The sequence below is a fragment of the Bacillus sp. PS237 genome (assembly GCF_037963345.1).
Classification (GTDB): Bacteria; Bacillota; Bacilli; order Bacillales; family Bacillaceae; genus Bacillus; species Bacillus subtilis.
The window spans coordinates 510,717-530,390 of record NZ_CP150156.1 but is presented as its reverse complement, the minus strand read 5'-3'; the positions used below and the strand labels follow the sequence as shown (position 1 = coordinate 530,390).

Annotated in this window: 26 protein-coding genes and 7 tRNA genes; 3 read left to right on the top strand and 30 right to left on the bottom strand. The window is 43.8% G+C overall.

Annotated elements, in window-relative coordinates; translation table 11 throughout:
* Nucleotides 1–45: 45 nt before the first annotated feature.
* On the top strand, nt 46–1,065 hold the full coding sequence (locus NST22_RS02755) for an LLM class flavin-dependent oxidoreductase (RefSeq protein ID WP_003234259.1): 1,020 nt from the start codon (nt 46–48) through the stop codon (nt 1,063–1,065).
* A gap of 309 nt (nt 1,066–1,374) precedes the next feature.
* On the opposite strand, the gene NST22_RS02750 is transcribed toward NST22_RS02755, so the two are convergent.
* The 8 genes from NST22_RS02750 to NST22_RS02715 form a co-directional block, all read right to left on the bottom strand.
* Nucleotides 1,375–1,458 (bottom strand) — tRNA-Leu (locus NST22_RS02750).
* An 80-nt stretch (nt 1,459–1,538) separates the two neighbouring features.
* Nucleotides 1,539–1,620: transfer RNA gene (locus NST22_RS02745), tRNA-Leu, on the bottom strand.
* Between the two features lie 11 nt (nt 1,621–1,631).
* Nucleotides 1,632–1,707: transfer RNA gene (locus NST22_RS02740), tRNA-Lys, on the bottom strand.
* A gap of 26 nt (nt 1,708–1,733) precedes the next feature.
* Nucleotides 1,734–1,808: transfer RNA gene (locus NST22_RS02735), tRNA-Gln, on the bottom strand.
* 11 nt (nt 1,809–1,819) lie between these two features.
* Nucleotides 1,820–1,891: transfer RNA gene (locus tag NST22_RS02730), tRNA-Glu, on the bottom strand.
* A gap of 29 nt (nt 1,892–1,920) precedes the next feature.
* A tRNA-Ser gene (locus tag NST22_RS02725) sits at nt 1,921–2,011 on the bottom strand.
* A gap of 4 nt (nt 2,012–2,015) precedes the next feature.
* Nucleotides 2,016–2,090: transfer RNA gene (locus NST22_RS02720), tRNA-Asn, on the bottom strand.
* Between the two features lie 122 nt (nt 2,091–2,212).
* On the bottom strand, nt 2,213–2,665 hold the full coding sequence (locus tag NST22_RS02715) for a SprT family protein (protein ID WP_003246525.1): 453 nt from the start codon (nt 2,663–2,665) through the stop codon (nt 2,213–2,215).
* A gap of 103 nt (nt 2,666–2,768) precedes the next feature.
* On the opposite strand from NST22_RS02715, the gene cmpA reads away from it, so the two are divergent.
* Entirely contained in the window at nt 2,769–2,882 is a 114-nt protein-coding gene (cmpA, locus tag NST22_RS02710) for a cortex morphogenetic protein CmpA (RefSeq protein WP_003225207.1), read from the top strand.
* 9 nt (nt 2,883–2,891) lie between these two features.
* Here the strand turns inward: cmpA and NST22_RS02705 are convergent, their stop codons facing one another.
* The 19 genes from NST22_RS02705 to acpS form a co-directional block, all read right to left on the bottom strand.
* Complete coding sequence (locus tag NST22_RS02705) at nt 2,892–5,051, bottom strand: Tex family protein (protein WP_003246556.1); 2,160 nt, start codon at nt 5,049–5,051, stop codon at nt 2,892–2,894.
* A gap of 93 nt (nt 5,052–5,144) precedes the next feature.
* Nucleotides 5,145–5,588, bottom strand: coding sequence for a MarR family transcriptional regulator (locus NST22_RS02700; RefSeq protein WP_003246643.1), 444 nt, complete (start codon nt 5,586–5,588; stop codon nt 5,145–5,147).
* Nucleotides 5,572–6,012: an EVE domain-containing protein gene (locus NST22_RS02695; protein WP_003246529.1), complete on the bottom strand. Its 441-nt coding sequence runs from the start codon at nt 6,010–6,012 to the stop codon at nt 5,572–5,574. Before NST22_RS02695 ends, NST22_RS02700 begins: the two co-directional genes overlap by 17 nt.
* On the bottom strand, nt 6,009–6,245 hold the full coding sequence (locus NST22_RS02690; protein ID WP_147797771.1) for a hypothetical protein: 237 nt from the start codon (nt 6,243–6,245) through the stop codon (nt 6,009–6,011). The genes NST22_RS02695 and NST22_RS02690 overlap by 4 nt, the downstream gene beginning before the upstream one ends.
* A complete protein-coding gene (locus NST22_RS02685) occupies nt 6,196–6,357 on the bottom strand; it encodes a hypothetical protein (protein WP_003246653.1) in 162 nt (53 codons plus the stop codon). The genes NST22_RS02690 and NST22_RS02685 overlap by 50 nt, the downstream gene beginning before the upstream one ends.
* Nucleotides 6,318–6,434, bottom strand: a complete 117-nt coding sequence (locus NST22_RS02680; protein ID WP_003246539.1) for a hypothetical protein — start codon at nt 6,432–6,434, stop codon at nt 6,318–6,320. The genes NST22_RS02685 and NST22_RS02680 overlap by 40 nt, the downstream gene beginning before the upstream one ends.
* A 110-nt stretch (nt 6,435–6,544) precedes the next feature.
* On the bottom strand, nt 6,545–7,144 hold the full coding sequence (gene rsbX / locus NST22_RS02675; protein WP_003246608.1) for a phosphoserine phosphatase RsbX: 600 nt from the start codon (nt 7,142–7,144) through the stop codon (nt 6,545–6,547).
* Complete coding sequence (gene sigB, locus NST22_RS02670; protein WP_003246715.1) at nt 7,144–7,932, bottom strand: RNA polymerase sigma factor SigB; 789 nt, start codon at nt 7,930–7,932, stop codon at nt 7,144–7,146. The genes rsbX and sigB overlap by 1 nt, the downstream gene beginning before the upstream one ends.
* Nucleotides 7,898–8,380 (bottom strand): anti-sigma B factor RsbW, encoded by a 483-nt coding sequence (gene rsbW / locus NST22_RS02665; RefSeq protein ID WP_003234299.1) that lies wholly within the window; start codon nt 8,378–8,380, stop codon nt 7,898–7,900. Before rsbW ends, sigB begins: the two co-directional genes overlap by 35 nt.
* Nucleotides 8,377–8,706: an anti-sigma factor antagonist RsbV gene (rsbV, locus tag NST22_RS02660; protein ID WP_003234298.1), complete on the bottom strand. Its 330-nt coding sequence runs from the start codon at nt 8,704–8,706 to the stop codon at nt 8,377–8,379. The genes rsbW and rsbV overlap by 4 nt, the downstream gene beginning before the upstream one ends.
* A 61-nt stretch (nt 8,707–8,767) precedes the next feature.
* The gene (gene rsbU, locus NST22_RS02655) at nt 8,768–9,775 is read right to left on the bottom strand and encodes a phosphoserine phosphatase RsbU (RefSeq protein ID WP_003234295.1); all 1,008 of its coding nucleotides are present in this window, start codon (nt 9,773–9,775) and stop codon (nt 8,768–8,770) included.
* Nucleotides 9,776–9,786: 11 nt separating this feature from the next.
* Complete coding sequence (gene rsbT, locus NST22_RS02650; RefSeq protein WP_003246640.1) at nt 9,787–10,188, bottom strand: serine/threonine-protein kinase RsbT; 402 nt, start codon at nt 10,186–10,188, stop codon at nt 9,787–9,789.
* Nucleotides 10,189–10,191: 3 nt separating this feature from the next.
* A complete protein-coding gene (gene rsbS, locus NST22_RS02645) occupies nt 10,192–10,557 on the bottom strand; it encodes an RsbT antagonist protein RsbS (protein ID WP_003225190.1) in 366 nt (121 codons plus the stop codon).
* Between the two features lie 4 nt (nt 10,558–10,561).
* A complete protein-coding gene (gene rsbRA, locus NST22_RS02640; RefSeq protein WP_009966610.1) occupies nt 10,562–11,386 on the bottom strand; it encodes an RsbT co-antagonist protein RsbRA in 825 nt (274 codons plus the stop codon).
* A gap of 114 nt (nt 11,387–11,500) precedes the next feature.
* Nucleotides 11,501–11,851 (bottom strand): type II toxin-antitoxin system endoribonuclease NdoA, encoded by a 351-nt coding sequence (ndoA, locus tag NST22_RS02635; protein ID WP_003156187.1) that lies wholly within the window; start codon nt 11,849–11,851, stop codon nt 11,501–11,503.
* Nucleotides 11,852–11,855: 4 nt separating this feature from the next.
* Entirely contained in the window at nt 11,856–12,137 is a 282-nt protein-coding gene (gene endB, locus NST22_RS02630; protein ID WP_003225183.1) for a type II toxin-antitoxin system antitoxin EndoAI, read from the bottom strand.
* Between the two features lie 115 nt (nt 12,138–12,252).
* Nucleotides 12,253–13,422 carry an alanine racemase gene (gene alr / locus NST22_RS02625; protein ID WP_003234284.1) on the bottom strand — a complete coding sequence of 390 codons (1,170 nt, stop codon included), beginning with the start codon at nt 13,420–13,422 and terminating at the stop codon, nt 12,253–12,255.
* Between the two features lie 114 nt (nt 13,423–13,536).
* Nucleotides 13,537–14,553 (bottom strand): outer membrane lipoprotein carrier protein LolA, encoded by a 1,017-nt coding sequence (locus NST22_RS02620; protein ID WP_003234282.1) that lies wholly within the window; start codon nt 14,551–14,553, stop codon nt 13,537–13,539.
* A gap of 165 nt (nt 14,554–14,718) precedes the next feature.
* Complete coding sequence (acpS, locus tag NST22_RS02615; RefSeq protein ID WP_003234281.1) at nt 14,719–15,084, bottom strand: holo-ACP synthase; 366 nt, start codon at nt 15,082–15,084, stop codon at nt 14,719–14,721.
* A gap of 94 nt (nt 15,085–15,178) precedes the next feature.
* Between acpS and NST22_RS02610 the strand changes: the two genes are divergently transcribed.
* Nucleotides 15,179–15,778 carry a rhomboid family intramembrane serine protease gene (locus tag NST22_RS02610; protein ID WP_003246687.1) on the top strand — a complete coding sequence of 200 codons (600 nt, stop codon included), beginning with the start codon at nt 15,179–15,181 and terminating at the stop codon, nt 15,776–15,778.
* Between the two features lie 251 nt (nt 15,779–16,029).
* Here the strand turns inward: NST22_RS02610 and NST22_RS02605 are convergent, their stop codons facing one another.
* The 3 genes from NST22_RS02605 to cshA form a co-directional block, all read right to left on the bottom strand.
* Entirely contained in the window at nt 16,030–17,511 is a 1,482-nt protein-coding gene (locus tag NST22_RS02605; RefSeq protein WP_009966602.1) for a PH domain-containing protein, read from the bottom strand.
* On the bottom strand, nt 17,501–17,980 hold the full coding sequence (locus NST22_RS02600; RefSeq protein ID WP_003234318.1) for a PH domain-containing protein: 480 nt from the start codon (nt 17,978–17,980) through the stop codon (nt 17,501–17,503). The genes NST22_RS02605 and NST22_RS02600 overlap by 11 nt, the downstream gene beginning before the upstream one ends.
* A 172-nt stretch (nt 17,981–18,152) precedes the next feature.
* Complete coding sequence (gene cshA / locus NST22_RS02595) at nt 18,153–19,637, bottom strand: ATP-dependent RNA helicase CshA (protein WP_003246685.1); 1,485 nt, start codon at nt 19,635–19,637, stop codon at nt 18,153–18,155.
* Nucleotides 19,638–19,674: the final 37 nt, after the last annotated feature.

Here is a 19,674-nt window from a genome sequence, read left to right as displayed (position 1 = left end):
TTTTCCATTGATCTTGTATAAGTTCATTATTTTAGAGGTGAAATTATGAAAAAATTTGATATATCTGTTTTATCAGTTGCTCCATTAAGACAAGGAGAAACAATGAAACAAGGGATTGATTCTGCAGTGTCATTAGCTAAAGCTGTAGATAATATGGGCTATAAACGGATTTGGTTTGCAGAGCATCATAATCACGACGCTTATGCAAGTGCAGCAACCGTATCAATTGTACAACATATATTAGCAAATACAAAAGACATTCGCGTAGGTTCAGGGGGTATTATGTTGCCAAATCATTCCCCATTAATCGTAGCGGAGCAATTTGGAACACTTGAAACATTATATCCAAATCGTGTAGATTTGGCATTAGGACGCGCACCCGGAACGGATCAAAAAACGGCCGATGTGATTCGTCGTTCCAACCATAATGGAGTGTTTTTCTTTGAAAGAGAAGTAAATGATATTTTGCGTTTTGTCGGGGATAAGAGTGTACAGGGTGAGGTTCGCGCTTATCCGGGTATTGGAACGCATGTGCCTGTTTTTGTGTTAGGATCCTCAACGGATTCAGCGGAAATTGCTGCAAAGCTTGGTTTACCCTATGCATTTGGCGCTCAATTTTCACCCCATTCGATGGAAGAAGCGCTCTCTATTTATCGAGAAAATTTCCAACCGTCTTCTTATTTACAAGAACCTTATGTGATCGCTTGCATTAATGTGATTGCAGCAGAATCTATAGACGAGGCATCTTTTATTTCTGCAAGTCATTTGCAGGTGTATATTGATATTTATACAAATAATTTAAGTAAGCTTATTCCACCCACTGAAAACTTCCTAGAATCGTTATCACAGTTTGAATTAGAAATTCTCCACAGTCGACTGGGGTATACAATCATGGGTGATCGAGAAACAATTCGTCGCGAACTAATTGATTTCCAACAAATGTATCACGCAGATGAATTAATTGTGTTATCTAATATTTACGAATTGAGCAAGGAAATTCAGTCGTACGAGATTTTAAAACAGGTTGTGGATGAGTTGTTTAAAAAAAGAATGGAGCAACTTTAGAAATCGAGTCAGTTGTATTAGCTTATGTTCTCCTCAAGCGCGATTGTTGAACAAGAAAGAAAAGGGTGATACATATTAATCATGTATAATATGTATCACCCTTTAGTTTTTTTGAACGAATAGGACATGGTTCGTTTCTTTTACAATGAACGGATATCTTTTTCCTAATAAACAGAAGGAACCGCCGACCGTTTGGATGACTTACTTTAAGTAACTGGTGAGTTTTGGTGAGCAAGTCTTCTCCCATAGCCGTATTTTCCACACAAAAAAATAATACCAAAGGTGGTTAAACCCTTGGTATTATTGAGATGCGGCCGAGAGGACTTGAACCTCCACGGGTTATTCACCCACTAGGCCCTCAACCTAGCGCGTCTGCCATTCCGCCACGACCGCGTGATCATTAAATTGTGTTGTGCTGGTTTAGTAGGCTCTTAACCTAGTAAAACAGATTTGCGTGCACTTTGTAAATAAAGTGCGGGTGAAGGGACTCGAACCCCCACGTCGTAAGACACTAGATCCTAAGTCTAGCGCGTCTGCCAATTCCGCCACACCCGCAAAAAGACAAATGGTGAGCCATGAAGGACTCGAACCTTCGACCCTCTGATTAAAAGTCAGATGCTCTACCAACTGAGCTAATGGCTCTTACTATTAGATTTCAAAAATAAAAATGGCTGGGCTAGCTGGATTCGAACCAACGCATGACGGAGTCAAAGTCCGTTGCCTTACCGCTTGGCTATAGCCCAACGAAATGGAATGACCCGTACGGGATTCGAACCCGTGTTACCGCCGTGAAAGGGCGGTGTCTTAACCGCTTGACCAACGGGCCGATGGTTGAGAACTTATATCGAAATCTTATGGCGGAGAAGGAGGGATTTGAACCCTCGCGCCGCTTACGCGACCTACACCCTTAGCAGGGGCGCCTCTTCAGCCACTTGAGTACTTCTCCAATATGGCTCCACAGGCAGGATTCGAACCTGCGACCGATCGGTTAACAGCCGATAGCTCTACCACTGAGCTACTGTGGAATAATGAGACAAGACTTATTATATCAGCCTTGATTTGCAGTGTCAAGAGGTAAATGTTTTTATTTATCTCTCGTGACGACTTTTATAATGTAACATAGGCTTGCCATATTCGTCAACCTTTTTCACGAAAAAATTCTTTTTATTTTTCCGCGGCATTTTCCGCATCTGTATCTGTCAGGGTTCATGGCGCGCTTCTTTATATACTGTTGGCCGCAGGTCGTACAGATATACATATAAGTTTTTTTGTTTTCCGCTTTTTTCTTAAGGGGTGTACAGAACCTCGGCGCGTTGACCTGCTGCAATAGCATTCTAAAATCTCTGTCTCTGTGCTTGTACCCTTTTCCTTCAAGATGAAGATGATAATGGCAGAGCTCGTGCTTGATGATGCCAATCAGTTCCTCCCTGCCGTGTTCAATCAAATATTTTCTGTTCAATTCAATGTTATGGGAGGTTAACAGGTACCTGCCGCCAGTGGTTTTAAGCCGGTCATTAAAAAGCGCCTGATGGCGGAACGGCTTTTTAAAATATGTTTCAGAAATATCCTCTGTCAGCTTTTGAAGCTCTTTGTTATCCATGGTGCACCTCACTTAAAAAACATTGAACGGGACAATTCACCGTTCGCATACAATATGGTAATCACTGTCCCTCTTATGATAAAAGCTGAGGAGGAATGAGCCTATGCCAAATTGGCTTAAAAAGCAGATGCAAAAAGCGTTCCTTGAAAAAGATAATTACCAAATTAAACTGCTGAATCAATGCTGGTATTTCTATAGGAAAAAACACTGCTCGTAAGCAGTGCTTTTATTTTACCATAGACAGCGATACTCTGCCTTTTTGTACATCTACGCCGTCAACCCAAACTGTCACAATATCGCCGACAGATACGACATCAAGAGGATGCTTGACGAATTGATTGCTCAATTTTGAGATATGCACAAGCCCGTCTTGTTTGACTCCGATATCAACAAACGCTCCGAAGTCCACTACATTGCGCACGGTGCCCTGCAGTTCCATTCCCTCTTTCAAATCTTCCAGCTGAAGGACGTCTGTTTTCAGCAAAGGCTTAGGCACCTTATCGCGTGGATCGCGTTCCGGCCTTGTCAGCTGTTCACAAATGTCTTTCAGAGTGATTTCGCCGATTCCCAGCTCTTTTGCCGTTTCAGAGAGCGCCAGCTGATTGATTTTGTCCTTCAATTCCGCCGTGCCGATATGTTCTGTTGAAAGTCCGAGTTTTTTCAAAAGTGCTTTTGTTTCTTTATAGCTTTCCGGGTGGATGCCTGTTCTATCCAAAGGCTCTGTCCCTTCCTGCACTCTTAAGAAACCGATACATTGCTCATAGGTTTTCGCACCTAACCTTGGGATGTCCTTCAGTTCTTTTCGATTTGAAAACTTTCCGATTTCCTCACGTTTTTTGACAACGTTGCCTGCTACAGACTTCGATAATCCAGCTACATATTGAAGCAGCGCGGCGGAGGCTGTGTTGACGTTTACTCCAACCTGGTTTACGACAGTTTCGACGACAAACCGCAGAGATTCATTTAAGCGTTTTTGGCTGACGTCATGCTGATACTGTCCGACACCAACAGACTTCGGATCGATCTTAACGAGCTCCGCGAGCGGGTCTTGAAGTCTCCGAGCAATAGATACGGCACTGCGCTCTTCAACCTTAAGGTCAGGGAATTCTTCTCTGGCAAGCTCTGAAGCCGAATAGACGCTTGCTCCCGCTTCATTGACGATCACATAATAAATTTTGCGCGGCATGTCTCTGAGTACATTGACGATGAATTGCTCTGTTTCTCTGGATGCTGTGCCGTTTCCGATCGCCACCATCTCGACTTGATACTGCTCAAGAATCTTTTTCACTTTTTCATGGGCTTCTTTTGTTTTGTTGACTGGCGCATGCGGATAGATCACATCAATTTTCAAGACTTTTCCGGTCTCATCTGACACAGCGAGCTTACAGCCAGTTCGAAAGGCTGGGTCAACACCGAGAACGGTTTTGCCTTTCATCGGCGGCTGCAAAAGAAGCTTTCTCAAGTTCTCTGAGAAAATATGAATCGCCTGTTCATCAGCTTTTTCTGAGAGCTCTTTCCTGATTTCACGCTCGATTGCCGGCTGGATCAGCCTTTTATAGCTGTCTTCAATTGTCTCCTGCAAAATCTCTCTTACGGATGTTGAGCGATTTTTGATGATTTGTTTTTCTAAATACGCCTTAATGTGATCCGCAGGCGGTTCGATCGCTACCTTTAAAATGTCTTCTTTTTCGCCGCGGTTCATTGCCAGCACCCTATGCGGAACAACTTTTGCAATTGGCTCTTCATACTCGTAATACATTTCATACACATTTTTCTCATCGGTGTCTGCCGACTTTCCGGCTGCAGACTTAATGGTTCCTCTTTTGAAGGTTTCCTGGCGAATCCACTTTCTGAAGGTCGGCTCGTCTGAGATTTGTTCCGCAATAATGTGCTTGGCGCCTTCAATCGCTTCTTCTCGTGTGAACACTTCTTTTTCTTCGCTGATGTATTGGTCTGCAGTTGCTGCCAGATGATCATCTTGGGGAAGTGTCAGGATATAGTCGGCAAGCGGCTCAAGGCCTTTGCTTTTGGCGACTGTCGCCTTTGTTTTACGTTTTTGTTTATAAGGGCGGTAAAGGTCTTCCACTTCCTGAAGCTTCACCGATTGCTCGATTTTACGTTTTAGATTATCTGTCAGTTTATCCTGCTCTGCAATCAGCCTGATGACTTCTTCTTTTCGCTGATTCAGGTTTTGTATGTATTGCCAGCGTTCAGAAATCGTCTGAATCTGAACCTCATCCATTGAACCCGTCTGCTCTTTTCGATACCGGGCAATAAACGGGACTGTATTGCCGTCCTCAAGCAGGCGGATGACACTTTCAACGTGTTTTTGTGATAAACCTATTTCTTTCGCAATTTGCTGTTTTAAAAGGGCTGACGTTTCCATGTAACCAAAGCCTCCAATTTTGTCGTTCTTTCTCTAGTGTATCAAAAACCGAAAAAAACACATAAAAAAAGACAGCTGGCGCTGCCCGTATCTTTACTCATGTTTCAATAGTTCCTGTAAGCCGCTCAGAAAATTCTCTTTTTTCATCGCAGCTGCAAAGAAGGCTTGATCAATCTTCTCAACAATTGGCAAAGCCGCTGTTACTTTTTCTCCTCCTATTTCTGTAAGAGACAGGAGGACCTCTCTTTTATCCTGGGGATTTTTGCTTCTTTCGATAAATCCTTTTTTCTCAAGCGTCCGCACAACCTCCGAAACCATCATGATATTGGTCTGGCTGAAGCTTGCAAGTTTTTTTTGCGTGACGGTTTCTCCGTGAGCAATCATATACTTGCACGAGGTCAGCAGAACAAATTGAACGTGGGTCAGGTCAAACTCAGCCAATGCTTTTCCTACTTTCCGCTGCCAACTTTGCGTGGCCTGCCATAATAAAAAGCCCGGGCTTGTGTTCGGACCGCTAAATTTAGAGTGCCATTCCACTTATGTTAACTCCCATCGCTTGTGCTATTGTCAAAAAATCTTTTTTGCTTATTTCAAAGTGTCCTCTGCGAAATAAAAAGCCAAGATGCTTGGTTTCCTGAACAAATTCAAGCTTTGATTTAATGTCGTAAAAACCGATTTTATGGCATGGATAATAGTCTATATCTAATCGGTATGGAATAAAATTCGGAGCCATTTGATACGGATAGATGTTTCCGCTTTTTACTTTGCCGATCGCAGTAAAGCTTCGCAGCAGTTTGCCGTCTGGATATGCGTCTCTCGGAGAATAATAAATCAGCCAATCTCCCTCTTTCATTTTGGCGAGCGGGGCTTTTTTTCCATGGCACAGCTGTGCAAAACCGCCGGCAGCGCCTTTTAATACATGTTGCTCTGACACAACGCCGATCCAGTAATTTGTGTTCATTTTATCACTCCTCCGTAAAGATGGACAAGCCTGCTGACAGCCGTCGGCATGTCTTTAGACAGTTCAGTCCCAATGATTTCTCCCCACTTTTTTGCTTCAGCGCCTTCTAATACAATTCCATATGTGATACACAAATCTTCTTTTTGCTTTTGAAGCACGTGAAAAAACTCCATTATTACATTGCTATGCGGGCATGTTGACCATGACAGAAAACGCCCGATGTTTCTCCACATGCTCAAGCCATAAGAGAATTGTTTTTCCTTGCAGAAGCAATGTTCCTTCCGTTCCATTTTGAAATTGTCCTTTCAAAGAATCTGATGCAATACCCGTCTCCCATTGATCCATTGTTTCTGTTTCCTGATAACAGTTCCAGGTTTTCCCACATCCACATCAGCTATCGCTGTGTATTCATAATTCCACATCCCATAAGCTCCCAGAATGATAAGTTCACTTATTAATTATAATAAGCGCACTTATTAATAGTCAACCGCAAAAAAAAGAAGCCGGATGTCCAGCTTCTTTTTCTGGTTTTTTAGGACAGCTGTCCGAGAATATAGGTCAGGTCATCTTTTCTCGATGTCGTATACATTTTCAGCGAATTCGATATTTCTTCTACCGATTGGCCTTTTTTCAAATGGGAGCGGATATCAGGTACGTTGAGTCCATCTGTATGTATAATGAACTTTGAACCCTTTTCATAGGTGGCGGTGTGCGTTTTGTATTTTTGCGGCTTGCCTGATAAATAGCCCGAAATCGGCAGAGGATAAAAGCTTTCACCAGACGGGGAATGCAGAATAAACCGTACATTTCCGACAGAGCAGTACGTAAACTGCCTTTGCTCAAAATTGATTTTCAGGATAGATGCTGTAGCGCCTCTTTTGTTTTTCATCGCCTGATTACAGCGTTCGATAATGCTTTCTACGTCTTCACTCGCATAGTTTTCCACTAAGTCTTTGATGGCTGCAGAGGATTCGTTAGCAAGTGATCCACTTCCCAGTCCGTCAGCAACCGCGCAAATTAACTCCTTATCATCAGCTTTCATAAAAAAACTGTCACCGCAAATCGATTTCCCTTCTTTATTCAGTTGATATACTAGAGTTTGAATATGCTCGTTTTCTTCAACCTGGATCATTACATTAACTCCATCGAGGGATCTTCAATCAAGGCCTCTCTGAGCTTCTTCACAGCTTTGCGTTGCAAGCGCGAGACGTGCATTTGAGATATACCGAGAATGTCCCCAGTTTCTTTTTGGCTTTTGTTTTGAATATACGTAAGGTCTATGATTTGTTTCTCACGGTCTGAAAGGACATGAAGCACGCTTTGCAGCATCAATTGCTGGTTGACCCGCTCATATCCGTCCTCCTGTGATCCGACGATATCAAGAATCGTGACAGTGCTTCCGTCCGAATCCGCTTCAATGCTGTGGTCAACGGATAAGGCTTGATAGCTTTTGCCCATTTCCATCGTTTCAAGAACCTCTTCTTCAGAAACATCGAGGAATTCGGCAATCTCTTCGACTTTCGGCGATCTTTGTGTTTCAGTGGTCAGCTGATCAACCGCCATTTTGATTCTTGGACCGAGTTCTTTAATTCGTCTCGGCACATGAACGCTCCATGTTTTATCTCTGAGGAAACGTTTAATTTCACCGATGATTGTCGGGATTGCAAAAGCTTCAAACGATTTGCCGACAACAGGATCGTATCGCTTAATCGCGCCTAGCAGCCCGATCATGCCGACCTGGCGGAGATCCTCGTGGAAGCTTTTGCCTTTTGAGTATTTTTTCGCAAGCATGTCAACCAGATTTGTATACACCCGCACAAGCGTTTCCTGCGCTTGTTCATCTTGCTTTGTTTGGTAATCGCTTATGAGCCGATCGACTTCATCTTTAGTTAGTTTCGTAGTTTTTGATGGTTGTGTCATGATCAACTCGCTCCCCATTTAAATACTTTGTCATCGCTACGGTGACGCCGGAGTGGTTTTGCACTCTGACTTCATCCATGAGCGTTTCCATTAAATATAGACCGAGCCCTCCTTCTGATAATTGATCAACTGTGTGCGAAGGTGTGTACGGCCCTAGATCCTGCTGCTTTTGATCAAAGTCAAAGCTGTCTCCTTCATCCGCCACAATAACCTCTAAACGGTCTTCAAACACACCGAATCGTATTGACACTTCCCCATTTTTATCTTCTTTGTAAGCGTGCTGAACCGCATTTGTGCACGCCTCACTGACTGCGATTTTCAAGTCTTCAATTTCATCGTACGTATAGCCCATTCTGCTTGCGACCCCTGACAGCGTCAGTCTTATAATTCCCACATATTCAGGTTGGGCCGGCACTTTCATTTCGATGTAATCAGCATTATTCTTCATTGCACTCCACCTTCTGACTTTGCAGAAATATCAATGATGTCCTTCAAGCCTGTAATGTCAAACAGTCGGATCAGCCGTTCAGAAAGATTTTCAAGTTTCAGCGAACCACCTTGTTTTTTCACCATTTTAAAGGTCCCTACAAAAACGCCCAATCCGGTACTGTCCATGTAGCTGACATCTTTCAGGCAAATTCTTAAGTCAGCTCCTTGTTCTGCCAGAGGAACGAGCTTCTCTCTAAGCACCGGGGCTGAGTATACATCAATTTCTCCTGCAATGTTTACTTGTATATCATTCTCGTTTTGCTTCACATCAACATTTATATTCATTCGTATCACCTCAAATTTTCCTTCAAATCACTAGTTGCTTTATACCCTCGTCTGACAGACGTTAAACCTTTCTCCGCAAAACAATTAACGTAAAATCATCGTGAAGCTGAAAATCCTGCAATTTGAGGAGGCTGTCATAAATGTTTTTGACCATTTCCTGCGCAGAGGAACACATATGTTCCTCAATGAGCTTCTGCAGATCAGGACGCTCCAAGAAACCGTTTTCCGTTCTGCATTCTGTGACGCCGTCAGAAAATAAAACAATCATATCGCCCTTTTCCAGATGCTGATCGAATTGTTTGTAGTCATAGTCCTGCGAGATGCCGAGAACGAGTCCTTTGGCCTCTAAATCGTAAAACGTGTTGTCTTTTTGAGAATAATAGAATCCCGGTTCATGTCCCGCTGAAGCATATGTAAATTGATGCTTGTCCATATTGTAATTCGCATAAAACATCGTAATAAACATACTGGCATCAACGTTTTGTTCAACAACACGATTCAAATTTTTCAGCACTTGAGAAGGGTGTATGCCCGTTTCCGGCAAAGAGTCCATTGCGTATTTAATCATGGACATGCATAAAGCCGCTGGAATGCCTTTTCCGATCACGTCCGCGATTGCGATATTGATGGATTCCTTGTCTTTGACAAAGTGGTAGTAATCACCGCTCATCTGTTTAGCGGGAACACTGATGGCGCCGATATCCAGCGCTTCCTCCTGAGGAACTTTAGTTCCGAGAAGCGTCTGCTGGACATTTGCCGCGATTTCAATTTCTGATTTGATTTCCTGCTGTATCCCTCTAAGGGTTTGATGCTCCTGATAAGCCATTCCATAGCCAATCATGACTTCTATTAAAAAATCCAGCGAATGAAACACATCTTCCGGGAGACTTGGATACAGCTCCTTCAGCACTTTTCTGTGAATGCTGATGATTTCTTCCGGAGGAATTTGGTGCTCGATTGTTTTTCGGCTGAATTTTTGGGCTTGATATAAAGATGTTTCTGTTAATTCGGCTATATATCGACTAAGCAGCTGATGATACCGCTGCTCAATAACCTCCCTAAAATCCACGTTCTTACCTCCTACCGAAGCCATTTGATGGCTTGTATCTCTGTTCCTTCCCCCGCTACGGAATTTAAGCTGAATTCATCCATCAGCCTTTTGACCCCGGGAAGTCCCGCACCAAGTCCTCCAGACGTTGAAAACCCGTCTTCCATGACTTTTCGGATATCAGGAATTCCCGGCCCTTGGTCTTCCGCTATGATTTTCAGGCCTTTTTTTCCTCTGTCTGCGACCTGTTCAATTCCAATCTGCCCTTTGCCGGCATATAAATAAATATTCCTGGCTAATTCTGAAATAGCCGTTGTAATTCTAGCCTGGTCTACCGTGCCGAAACCCAGTTCTTTCGCAACGTTTCGTCCCAGCTGTCTGGCGGCCACAATATCCCATTCTGTCATGATTCTTACACAGGATTGGTCGTTCATTCGCTATTCCCCCAATTCCCGCTTCAATGTCTCAAGCCCCTGCTCTAAGTCGAGCGCAGTTTCGATTTCCTCAAGCGCGATTCCAAGTTCAATCAGCGTCACTGCCACAGCGGGCTGAATGCCGGTCAAGACGACTTTAGCCCCCATTAACTTAGACATTGTAATGACGTCCCCCAGCACTTTCGCGATAAATGAATCAATCATATCCACAGATGTCAGGTCAATGACGACTCCGTTAGCACCTGTTTCGTATATTTTATTTAATAAGTCTTCTTGAAAAGTTAATGCTGTCTGGTCATCAAGTTCCCACTGAATGGACACTAATAAGCAATTATACAGTTTCAAGATCGGGATTTTCGGATGTCTCAAAATGTTATTCCCCCAATGAAACGATTTTTCGATCCGTCATTTCCAATGCTGTTTGAATTCCTTTTTGCAGGGTATTCTTAGTTATAACTTGGGATAAATCAATCCCCAGGTTGACGATTGTTTGAGCAATTTCCGGACGGATTCCGGCCAGCAGGCATTTTGCTCCGACAAGCCTTACAGCTTCTGATGCCTGAATAATATGATGGGCAACCATCGTATCGACGACAGGGACACCTGTAATGTCAATCAGCACGACTTGGGAACGGTGTTTGACGACGCCATTAAGAAGGTTTTCCATAATTCGTTTCGCGCGTTCGGTATCAATTGTTCCGACAAGAGGCATCACAGTGATATTTTCAAACACCGGGATAAGCGGCGCAGACAGCTCTTGCAGCGCGATTTTTTGCAGGGATACTGTTTTTTCCCATGAGATTGAGTATTGATTAAAAATTTCTGTGTTAATCGGGCTGAAAAAGCGATCAATCTGCCAGATTAATTCCGTGCTCTCTTGATCTGGCAATCTCTTATCATTCATTTTCGTGTAGAGACGCTTCCAGAATTCGGCAAGTGCAGTAGCCAAAAACTTCATAGACAGTCCGATTTGGACCGCTCGAAGCGCCAGTTCGCTGATTTGGCTTTCAGCAGCATTTTCGTCCTTAACAGACAGCAGCAGAATGTCGATATATTCTTTAGATATATTTTCATACACTTGGTCAGTCAGCTGATAGGATTCTTGCTCGCTTAATTCTTTTAGTGTGTCAGTCCACAGTTGGAGCAGTTCATTTTGATTTTCGGCAATGAACTGGTATACAGTCTGGTTCGACATCAAATTCGCTTACCTCCCAATAAAAAACAACATATTTTTTCGTTATTTCACTATTATATCGTTTATGTTTTTTGAAAACAAAAAAAGTTGCTCTATTTGAGCAACCTGCAAATATGTCTAAAAATCAATGAGTGCCAAACTGATTTGTAAGGCTTCATCAACCTTATCCATCATTTCATCATCCAGATGAGTAATCTTATCCGTTAACCTTTGCTTGTCAATCGTCCGAATTTGCTCCAGCAAAATAACGGAATCTCTTTCAAAACCGTAGCGTTTTGCATCGATTTCGACGTGGGTTGGTAATTTCGCTTTCTGTATTTGTGCTGTTATGGCTGCAACAATAGCAGTTGGGCTGAAGCGATTTCCGATGTCATTTTGGATCACTAAAACCGGGCGCACCCCGCCTTGCTCTGAGCCAACAACAGGAGATAAATCAGCAAAATAAACATCGCCGCGTTTCACAATCAAATGATTATCCTCCGCTGACTAAGCGCTCAACTGTCGTTTCAGCCTCGCACTCCGCAAAGTGAGCCTCAGAAGAAATATTCAGGTTGATTTTCGCCATTTCCATATAGCCGCGTCTCATCAAATCACGGTTGTGACGAGTTGTTCGTTCGCTGACATACGCTCTCACTGCTTGTGATATCAGTTCGTTTCTGCTTCGTTTCTCCCGCATCGCTACACCATCCAATTCAGCTACTAGGTTTTCGGGCAAGCTGATTTTCATTTCGGTTCTTGCGCTGGATTCAGACAAAAAACATACACCTCCACCAAACTTACGGATACGACTCTTTTATCCATCCAGTGATAATGATACCATTATTCACTCTTCAAGCAAAGCTGTTTTATGAATTCTCCATTTAGGTAAGTTAATTGCTTATATTTACCTGCAATAAAGGATTTCTTACTTCCATTATACTCCCATTTTCCAAAAACATACGGGGAACACGGGAACTTATTGTACAGGCCACCTCATAGTTAATGGTTTCGAGCCTTCCTGCAATCTCATCCATGGAAATATATTCATCCCCCTGCCGGCCTATTAATGTGACTTTTGTGCCCGGCGGATATTCCTGATCCAGCTCCACCATAAATTGGTCCATGCAAATTCGGCCGGCAATTTTCAGGCGTTTTCCCTTCACAAGGATGTCGGTCCCTTTCAATTTTCGGAGCCAGCCGTCCGCATAGCCTACAGGCACCGTCCCGATCCATGTGTCTTTTTCCGCTGTGTACTCGGCTCCGTAGCTGACGCTCTCGCCTTTTCTGATCAGTTTGACATGTGACAGTGTCGAATGCAGGGTAAATGCCGGACGCAGCTGAAACGGTATCTCGTCCGACATGTCAGCAGACGGGCGAAGGCCATACATGCCGATGCCGAATCTGACTGCATTAAAAAAGCCTTTTTTCAGCCGGAGTCCAGCGGCGCTGTTCGCGCAGTGGACCATTAGATTCTTTAACGGCAGCGGAGCAATCAGCTCTTTAAAGCGCTCAAACTGCATTAAGAAATAGCCTCTTTCTTTTTCATCCGCTGTCGCAAAATGGGTAAATACCCCTTTGCACTTTAAACGAGGGTTGCGGTCAAGAATTGCCATCACGTTCTGAACTTCTTCCTCTGTTTTTACACCAAGTCTGTTCATCCCCGTATCGACCTTCAGATGAAAATGAAGAGAACCTTTTTTCGTGTGGCGGGCTGCCTCCTGAAGCCATTCAACAGAATAACCTGTTAAGGTCACGTCATACTCAGCAGCGATTGCCACATACTCCGGGGGAACCGCGCCAAGCACCAATATAGGCGCCTTCAATCCCTTTTTGCGCAGTGAAATCGCTTCATCCAAAATGGCCACGGCCAAGCATGAAGCACCTGCGTCAAGAGCAGCCTTTGCTGTTTCTGCATCACCATGCCCGTAGGCGTTTGCTTTCACAACTGCCATCAAGTGGACATGTTCACCGATATGTTTTTTCATATTGCTGACATTTTCCTTTATCGCGGACAAGTCAATTTCCGCCCACGTATCTCTGTAAAAAGGTTTTGTGCTCATTACGACACTTCCTAGCTTTTATTCAATATCATTTACATATCATACTAAAATTAAAGGCTAAAGGGAAACGATGTCTAACGAAAAAAAGGCCAAATCATGTTTGGCCTTTGGCGGTTATTTCGATGATTGTCCCTGCATGCTTTTCGCTACTGTCACCATTTCCTCTTTAGAAAGATCTTTAGAAGAGAGAAGGTAATCTACGCCGTCATATGTCCATGATAATGATGCATCCGACAGGGCGCCGATGGTGTAGCCGAGATTTACCGGTTCGCCGTTCAGCGTAACGGAGGAGGAAGCCTTGGCAATCTGGGCTTTTTCCTGAATTAACGTAAATGATTTTTCTCCTCCGTACGTCATGATGATGCGCTTCCCGTCTTCAGTAGATATATCTTTTTCTTCAAGCAGCTTGACGCCAAGCGGCAGTTCCAGCGGCGTTTTGACCGCAAATGTATCGGAAGGCTTTGCGCTTGTGGCGACATCCATTTGAGAAAGGGTCATATTTTTCTTTTCATCAAATGATTCTTTATCAAATTGTTTATTAAATTCAAAGCTGCTGAATTCTACTTTGACCATCACTTTCCGGTCAGTATCCATCACTTTGACAGATGACGGGCTCATATCTTTTTTGTTAAATGTGATTTCTTGCGTGGGCAGCATTTTGTTATGCTGATAGTTTGTTTTTGTTTCAAATACGTATTTCTTTTCTTTCGCTGTGAAAACTGCATCCGAATCGTTTTGAACATCCTTTACGAGCGATTCAAACAGATAAACCTGGCTGCTGTTGTTCGGCCAATCGCTTTGAAATCTGAAGCTCTTATTTAAAGACGGCGTGAGAACGAATACTCCGTTTTCATTTCGTAAAATGACTTGGTTTTGGTCCTTTTTCGGATTTTCTAAATAAACCCTGTACAGAGACGGCTTTTTGTGCCAGATTTCCACATTGTATACTTGAGGCTCACTCCCTGTCTCGATGGTCATTTTCGCTTTTGCTTTGTACGAGGTGTATTCTTTCGCCTTTTCATCTAACCCGGCCACAATATCTTGCTGTGTTTTTTGCCCGCAGGCAGAAAGAATAAGAACAGCAAGCAGTCCCGTTAAAAGCAAAACAAAGCTTTTTCTCACCTTTTTCAACCCCTTTTTCTCAATTGATGTAAAAGGAAGAAATCGCTTGTTTGACTTTAACGGTACGCTCGGTACACGTTTAGGCAGAACAGATGCGTACCATAAAAGCCTCAAACAACTTGTCTCCCTTAATGCACTATCAAATATATGAGTGGGGTTTCCCTAATATGCAGACTAGCTTGACAACCTTTCAATCACAACCTGCGCGGCAGCGTATTCTTTTGTATGAGTGATCGATACGTGAACGGCGGCCTGGCTCAGTTTCGTACAAATGATATAGGGCTTGCCATTTTGGTCTTTCCTAATTTCAATGTCCTGAAAGCTGAGCTGCCTCCCAATGCCGGTGCCAAATGCTTTCGAGAACGCTTCTTTTGCCGCGAATCTGCCCGCGAGAAATTCGTTTTTTCTTTTCTCTGAAAGCTCATAGTATTGGTCAAGCTCGCTTCGCGTCAAAATCCGCTCGGCAAACCTTTTCTGGCGCCCAGCCATAGAGGCGATCCGTTTAAGCTCGGTAATGTCCAGCCCAATGCCGTAAATCATGTATGATAACCTCCTTTGCGTACGTACTATTTAAATGGTTTGTCTCATAAACGTGTTACTATAGATATACCAAAATGAAGAAAAGGGGCTCGGAATGTTTATACGGACTGAAAATTTTCAAACATTTATCAGGCTTTACCCCGTTGTCACCTTTATATTGGCTTTGCAAGCTGTTCTCTGGCTGTTTTTTTCACTTCCTGCCCATTCAGTCGTGTTATGGAGGGATACCGTCACAGGCTATAATCTAGGTGTCGCAAACGGTGAATGGTGGCGGCTTATCACACCGATTTTGCTGCACGCCGGTTTCACACATCTGCTGTTTAATTCCATGTCCATCTTTTTATTTGCCCCGGCTTTGGAACGCATGCTGGGAAAAGCGCGTTTCCTTCTTGTATACGCCGGCTCCGGCATCATCGGCAATATCGGCACTTATGTTACAGAGCCGCTTGATTACGTGCATGTCGGGGCTTCAGGCGCCATTTTCGGGCTATTTGGCGTATACCTGTTTATGGTTCTTTTTCGCAATGAGTTAATTGGGCAGGAGCATTCCAAAATGATCATCACACTGCTCGCATTTGCCGTTCTCATGTCGTTTATCAACTCCAATATTAACATGATGGCCCATTTGTTTGGACTATGCGGCGGGTTTCTTCTTTCGTTTTTATGCGTGCAAAAAAAAGAGCGGCGGTATTAACCGCCGCTTCAGATTGTTGACAAAATCCTAAAATGGTTTTCATTTTAGGATTTTGTCATCTTTTCAGCGTGATTGAAAACCCATGAAGTCTAGGAAGGACGAGCATAGGAGCGGACTTTCACAGGATGTGATGACGACGGCGTTTAGGCAGGACGCCTGAGAATTTAGCCGTTGATCCACTTCGCATTGAGCACCGAAGCGCAGTCCTGACAACGAATGCGAGGGTTTGCCGACACGCTGGAGCGGCGGTATTAACCGTCCGCTTTTTCATATGAGTACCACTTTAAAATGAAGGCTGCATCCTCTTCACCTACGTCCCTCACCGTTAACTCTTCCATATGGCTCGATGATTTCACCGAAGTAGAAATGGTATACAAGCGGCCTTTCTTTTGGAAATAGGATTGGCTGAACTTGCAGACCTGCATTCGTTTTTTCAGTACAATGGCGGTTGTTCTGCCTATAAATCTAGACGTCAGCTGAAGACGGTCCCCGTTGATCGTCCATGCAGCCTCTTTATACGCGAGATAGCCGAAGAGCAATTCTATCGGCAGCAGGATCACTGACAGATAGCCCCATGGCTGAAAGAAGATACATAACGGGATGATCAAAAAGAGTGAAAAAATGACAGAACGGAACAAATAGCGTTTCAACGCGCGCCGCGGCAGGCGGCGGCAGTTTTCTTCCAGCGTGTATTCCGGCGTAAATGTTCGGAGCATGTGCGGAAGCTTTTTTTTATGAATCATTGGAAAGAGAATGGTCAAAGCGCCTTCTTCTTTTTCCCGGTCGCCGCCTCCTGCGCTGACGATGGACACCGTTACAAAGCCGAAAAGCTGGCGAATGATATTTTCTTTGATTTTAATGGCTTGTATTTTTCGCAGCGGAATCGTGACTTGATGTTTTTCAATAATTCCCCTTGAAATCACCAGTTCCTGCTCTTTTTTTATGATTTGAAAGTTCGCGTATCTAAACATCATGCCCGCGATGCTGAAAATCCAGGCGATAAATAAACCGATAAAAATGAGTACCGCATAAATACCGATGCTGGCGTGCTGAAGGAAGGAAAATTTATCGAATAACCAATCCATCGGCAGCACTTCATCAAGCTGGGAAATAAGTGCAAATACAGCGGAGATAATGACTCCGATTCCGCCGGAGGTAGAAGCGGCCATGAGCAATTCTTTCGCGTTCATGCGATAGTGCTCTTGCACCTCAACGGACGGATCCAACTCCTCTTCAGCTTCAAGCCGTTCTTCATCAAGTTCATTTTCTCGTCTTTGCGCTTTTTTCTTAAAGACAGCTTCTTTGATGCGTTCCGCTTCTTCAACAGAAATAGCAGAAAGAACGGCTTCTGCCTCCTTGCCTCCGCCTGCTGTTTCAATTTGCAGCTTCACAAGCTTAAAGATTTGCTGGACAAGGCCCGCGCTCGTATTCATTGTTTGAATCCGATCAATCGATATGTATCGTTTTTTCGTAACAAATAAGCCTTCTTCAATTCTAAATTCATCATCTTCAATTCGATAGGTAAACCTTCTCCATTTGATAATGCTTGCCGCTACAAGCCAGATGAACAGCACACCGAGCGCAATGGCTCCGTAAAAACGGACAGTATGGTTTGAATTGACAATATACACAAAAAAGAATGGCAGAATGATATTTTTTATCGTTTGAATAATGGTATGGCATAAATTCAAAATGACTGCCACCGGGTGCAGGCGTTTCGGTTCAGACATCATCGTCAGTCACCCTCGCCAGACGGGAAATGGAGTCTCTTAGCCGATCCGCTTCCTCCATCTCTAAAGCGGGGATCGAATGAACGGTCGCGGCTGTGGAAATTTTCACCGTTGCCAGGTTGTATTTTTTTAATAATGGCCCTTGTGACGTATCGACGTGCTGAACTCTGACCATCGGAACAATCACACGTGTCACCACAAAAATACCTGACTGAATATCTATTTCATGTTCATGGACTTCATATCGCCACACCTTATGACGGACCTTCGGAATGATAAAGACCGTCACAATCGATCCCAGCAGCCAAACAGCGCCGAGCACGCCGCTGATCCAGTACGGCCAATGAAAATAATAGCTTAACACTGCAACTGCAATGACAATAAGCAAGCAAACAGCGGATATGATGATCTCTTGAAGTCGCCAAACCTTTAATCCGTCTGGACTGATTTGGTTTTTTGGCTGCTCTCTCAAAAATACCTACCTCCCTTTTTTTCGTCGTTATTTATACGTCTCTTTTACAGAAAGGTTTCATTCTTAAGCATACAGAGAAAAATGGCTTCCGTCAGCTGAAAGTTTGCTGAATAACAAATCACGAACATAAAAAAGCCCAAAACATCATGTTTTGGGCTCTGAATCGATCAAATTAGTAAGATTTTTTCTGGCGTCTGTCACCTGAAGAACGGCGATCGTTTGAACGCTTTTTGTCATAGGAAGAACGGTTGTTGCTTTTCCCTTTTCCGCCGCGGTAGCCGCCGCCTTGACCGTCTCTGCGTTTAGAAGAGCGCTGGTTCTTGTAGCGTTTGCTGACCATCGGCGCTTCGTCTGTTAAGCGAACCGGTGTGTCGTCTGGCTCTTTTGTAGCCATTTTGATAGCCGCCGCAACCACTGTTACTGCATCATGATCTTCAAGCAGCTCAGCTGCCGCTGTCATGTAGAAGTTCAGGTTGTTTTCACTGATTGTTGTGCGAAGACGTTCAACAGTAACCTGTTGCTGACCTTCTAACGCTTCATCAAGTGTAGGCTCCTTCATGCGGTCCATTTTGCGTTTTGTTGTTTGTTCAATTGCGCGAAGCATGCTTTTCTCACGCGGTGTAATGAACGTCATCGCCATACCTGTTTTTCCTGCACGGCCCGTTCTTCCGATACGGTGAACGTAGCTTTCAGGATCTTGAGGCACGTCGAAGTTGTATACGTGTGTAACACCTGAGATATCAAGTCCGCGAGCGGCAACATCAGTTGCGACTAGAACTTCGATTGCGCCTTCTTTAAATTTACGAAGCGCAACCATACGTTTCGCCTGCGTTAAGTCACCGTGAATACCTTCAGCTGCATATCCGCGAAGGTTCAGAGCTTCAGCCAGCTCATCGACACGGCGTTTTGTACGTCCGAATACGATCGCAAGCTCAGGAGACTGAATATCAAGAAGGCGAGTCAGTGTATCGAATTTTTTACGTTCTTGCACTTCCAAATAGAACTGCTGAATGTTAGAAACCGTCATTTCTTTCGCTTTTACTTTTACGTGTTCCGGCTCAGTCATGAAGCGCTCTGCAATGCGTTTGATCGGCGCAGGCATTGTGGCAGAGAACAGAAGTGTCTGATGCTCGCTTGGCACGTTTGAAAGGATAGATTCAATATCGTCAATGAATCCCATGTTCAGCATTTCATCCGCTTCATCCATTACAACGGTATTTACATTGTTTAAACGAATGGTGCGGCGGTTGATGTGGTCAAGAAGACGTCCAGGTGTTCCGACAATAATATTCGGATTCTTCTTTAACGCCCGGATTTGCCGTCCAATATCCTGTCCGCCGTAAATAGGAAGAACCTTCGCACGTTTATCTTGTCCGATTTTATACAATTCTTCAGATACTTGAATGGCTAATTCACGGGTTGGCGCGATTACGATTGCTTGAATATTAGGAGACTCGGGGTTAATTTTTTCAACAAGGGGTATACCAAACGCAGCTGTTTTACCTGTACCTGTTTGCGCTTGTCCAATGACGTCTTTATTTGAAAGTCCGAGCGGTATCGTTTGTGCCTGAATCGGTGTTGCTTCTTCAAATCCCATACGATTAATTGCTTTCATGAGATCAGAACTTAAATTAAAATCTTGAAACGTTATAGTCAAATTATTCAAACTCCTTCTAATTGCTGTTTCAGTAATG

Bases quoted from the DNA above. Each gene is read 5' to 3' on its own strand.
- NST22_RS02755 (WP_003234259.1), top strand. From the start codon at position 46: ATGAAAAAATTTGATATATCTGTTTTATCAGTTGCTCCATTAAGACAA.
- NST22_RS02715 (WP_003246525.1), bottom strand. From the start codon at position 2,665: ATGGATAACAAAGAGCTTCAAAAGCTGACAGAGGATATTTCTGAAACA.
- cmpA (WP_003225207.1), top strand. From the start codon at position 2,769: ATGCCAAATTGGCTTAAAAAGCAGATGCAAAAAGCGTTCCTTGAAAAA.
- NST22_RS02705 (WP_003246556.1), bottom strand. From the start codon at position 5,051: ATGGAAACGTCAGCCCTTTTAAAACAGCAAATTGCGAAAGAAATAGGT.
- NST22_RS02695 (WP_003246529.1), bottom strand. From the start codon at position 6,012: ATGAACACAAATTACTGGATCGGCGTTGTGTCAGAGCAACATGTATTA.
- NST22_RS02690 (WP_147797771.1), bottom strand. From the start codon at position 6,245: ATGTGGAGAAACATCGGGCGTTTTCTGTCATGGTCAACATGCCCGCAT.
- NST22_RS02685 (WP_003246653.1), bottom strand. From the start codon at position 6,357: ATGGATCAATGGGAGACGGGTATTGCATCAGATTCTTTGAAAGGACAA.
- NST22_RS02680 (WP_003246539.1), bottom strand. From the start codon at position 6,434: ATGTGGAATTATGAATACACAGCGATAGCTGATGTGGATGTGGGAAAA.
- rsbX (WP_003246608.1), bottom strand. From the start codon at position 7,144: ATGATCCAGGTTGAAGAAAACGAGCATATTCAAACTCTAGTATATCAA.
- sigB (WP_003246715.1), bottom strand. From the start codon at position 7,932: ATGACACAACCATCAAAAACTACGAAACTAACTAAAGATGAAGTCGAT.
- rsbW (WP_003234299.1), bottom strand. From the start codon at position 8,380: ATGAAGAATAATGCTGATTACATCGAAATGAAAGTGCCGGCCCAACCT.
- rsbV (WP_003234298.1), bottom strand. From the start codon at position 8,706: ATGAATATAAATGTTGATGTGAAGCAAAACGAGAATGATATACAAGTA.
- rsbT (WP_003246640.1), bottom strand. From the start codon at position 10,188: ATGAACGACCAATCCTGTGTAAGAATCATGACAGAATGGGATATTGTG.
- alr (WP_003234284.1), bottom strand. From the start codon at position 13,422: ATGAGCACAAAACCTTTTTACAGAGATACGTGGGCGGAAATTGACTTG.
- acpS (WP_003234281.1), bottom strand. From the start codon at position 15,084: ATGATTTACGGCATTGGGCTGGACATTACCGAGCTTAAACGGATCGCC.
- NST22_RS02610 (WP_003246687.1), top strand. From the start codon at position 15,179: ATGTTTATACGGACTGAAAATTTTCAAACATTTATCAGGCTTTACCCC.
- NST22_RS02605 (WP_009966602.1), bottom strand. From the start codon at position 17,511: ATGATGTCTGAACCGAAACGCCTGCACCCGGTGGCAGTCATTTTGAAT.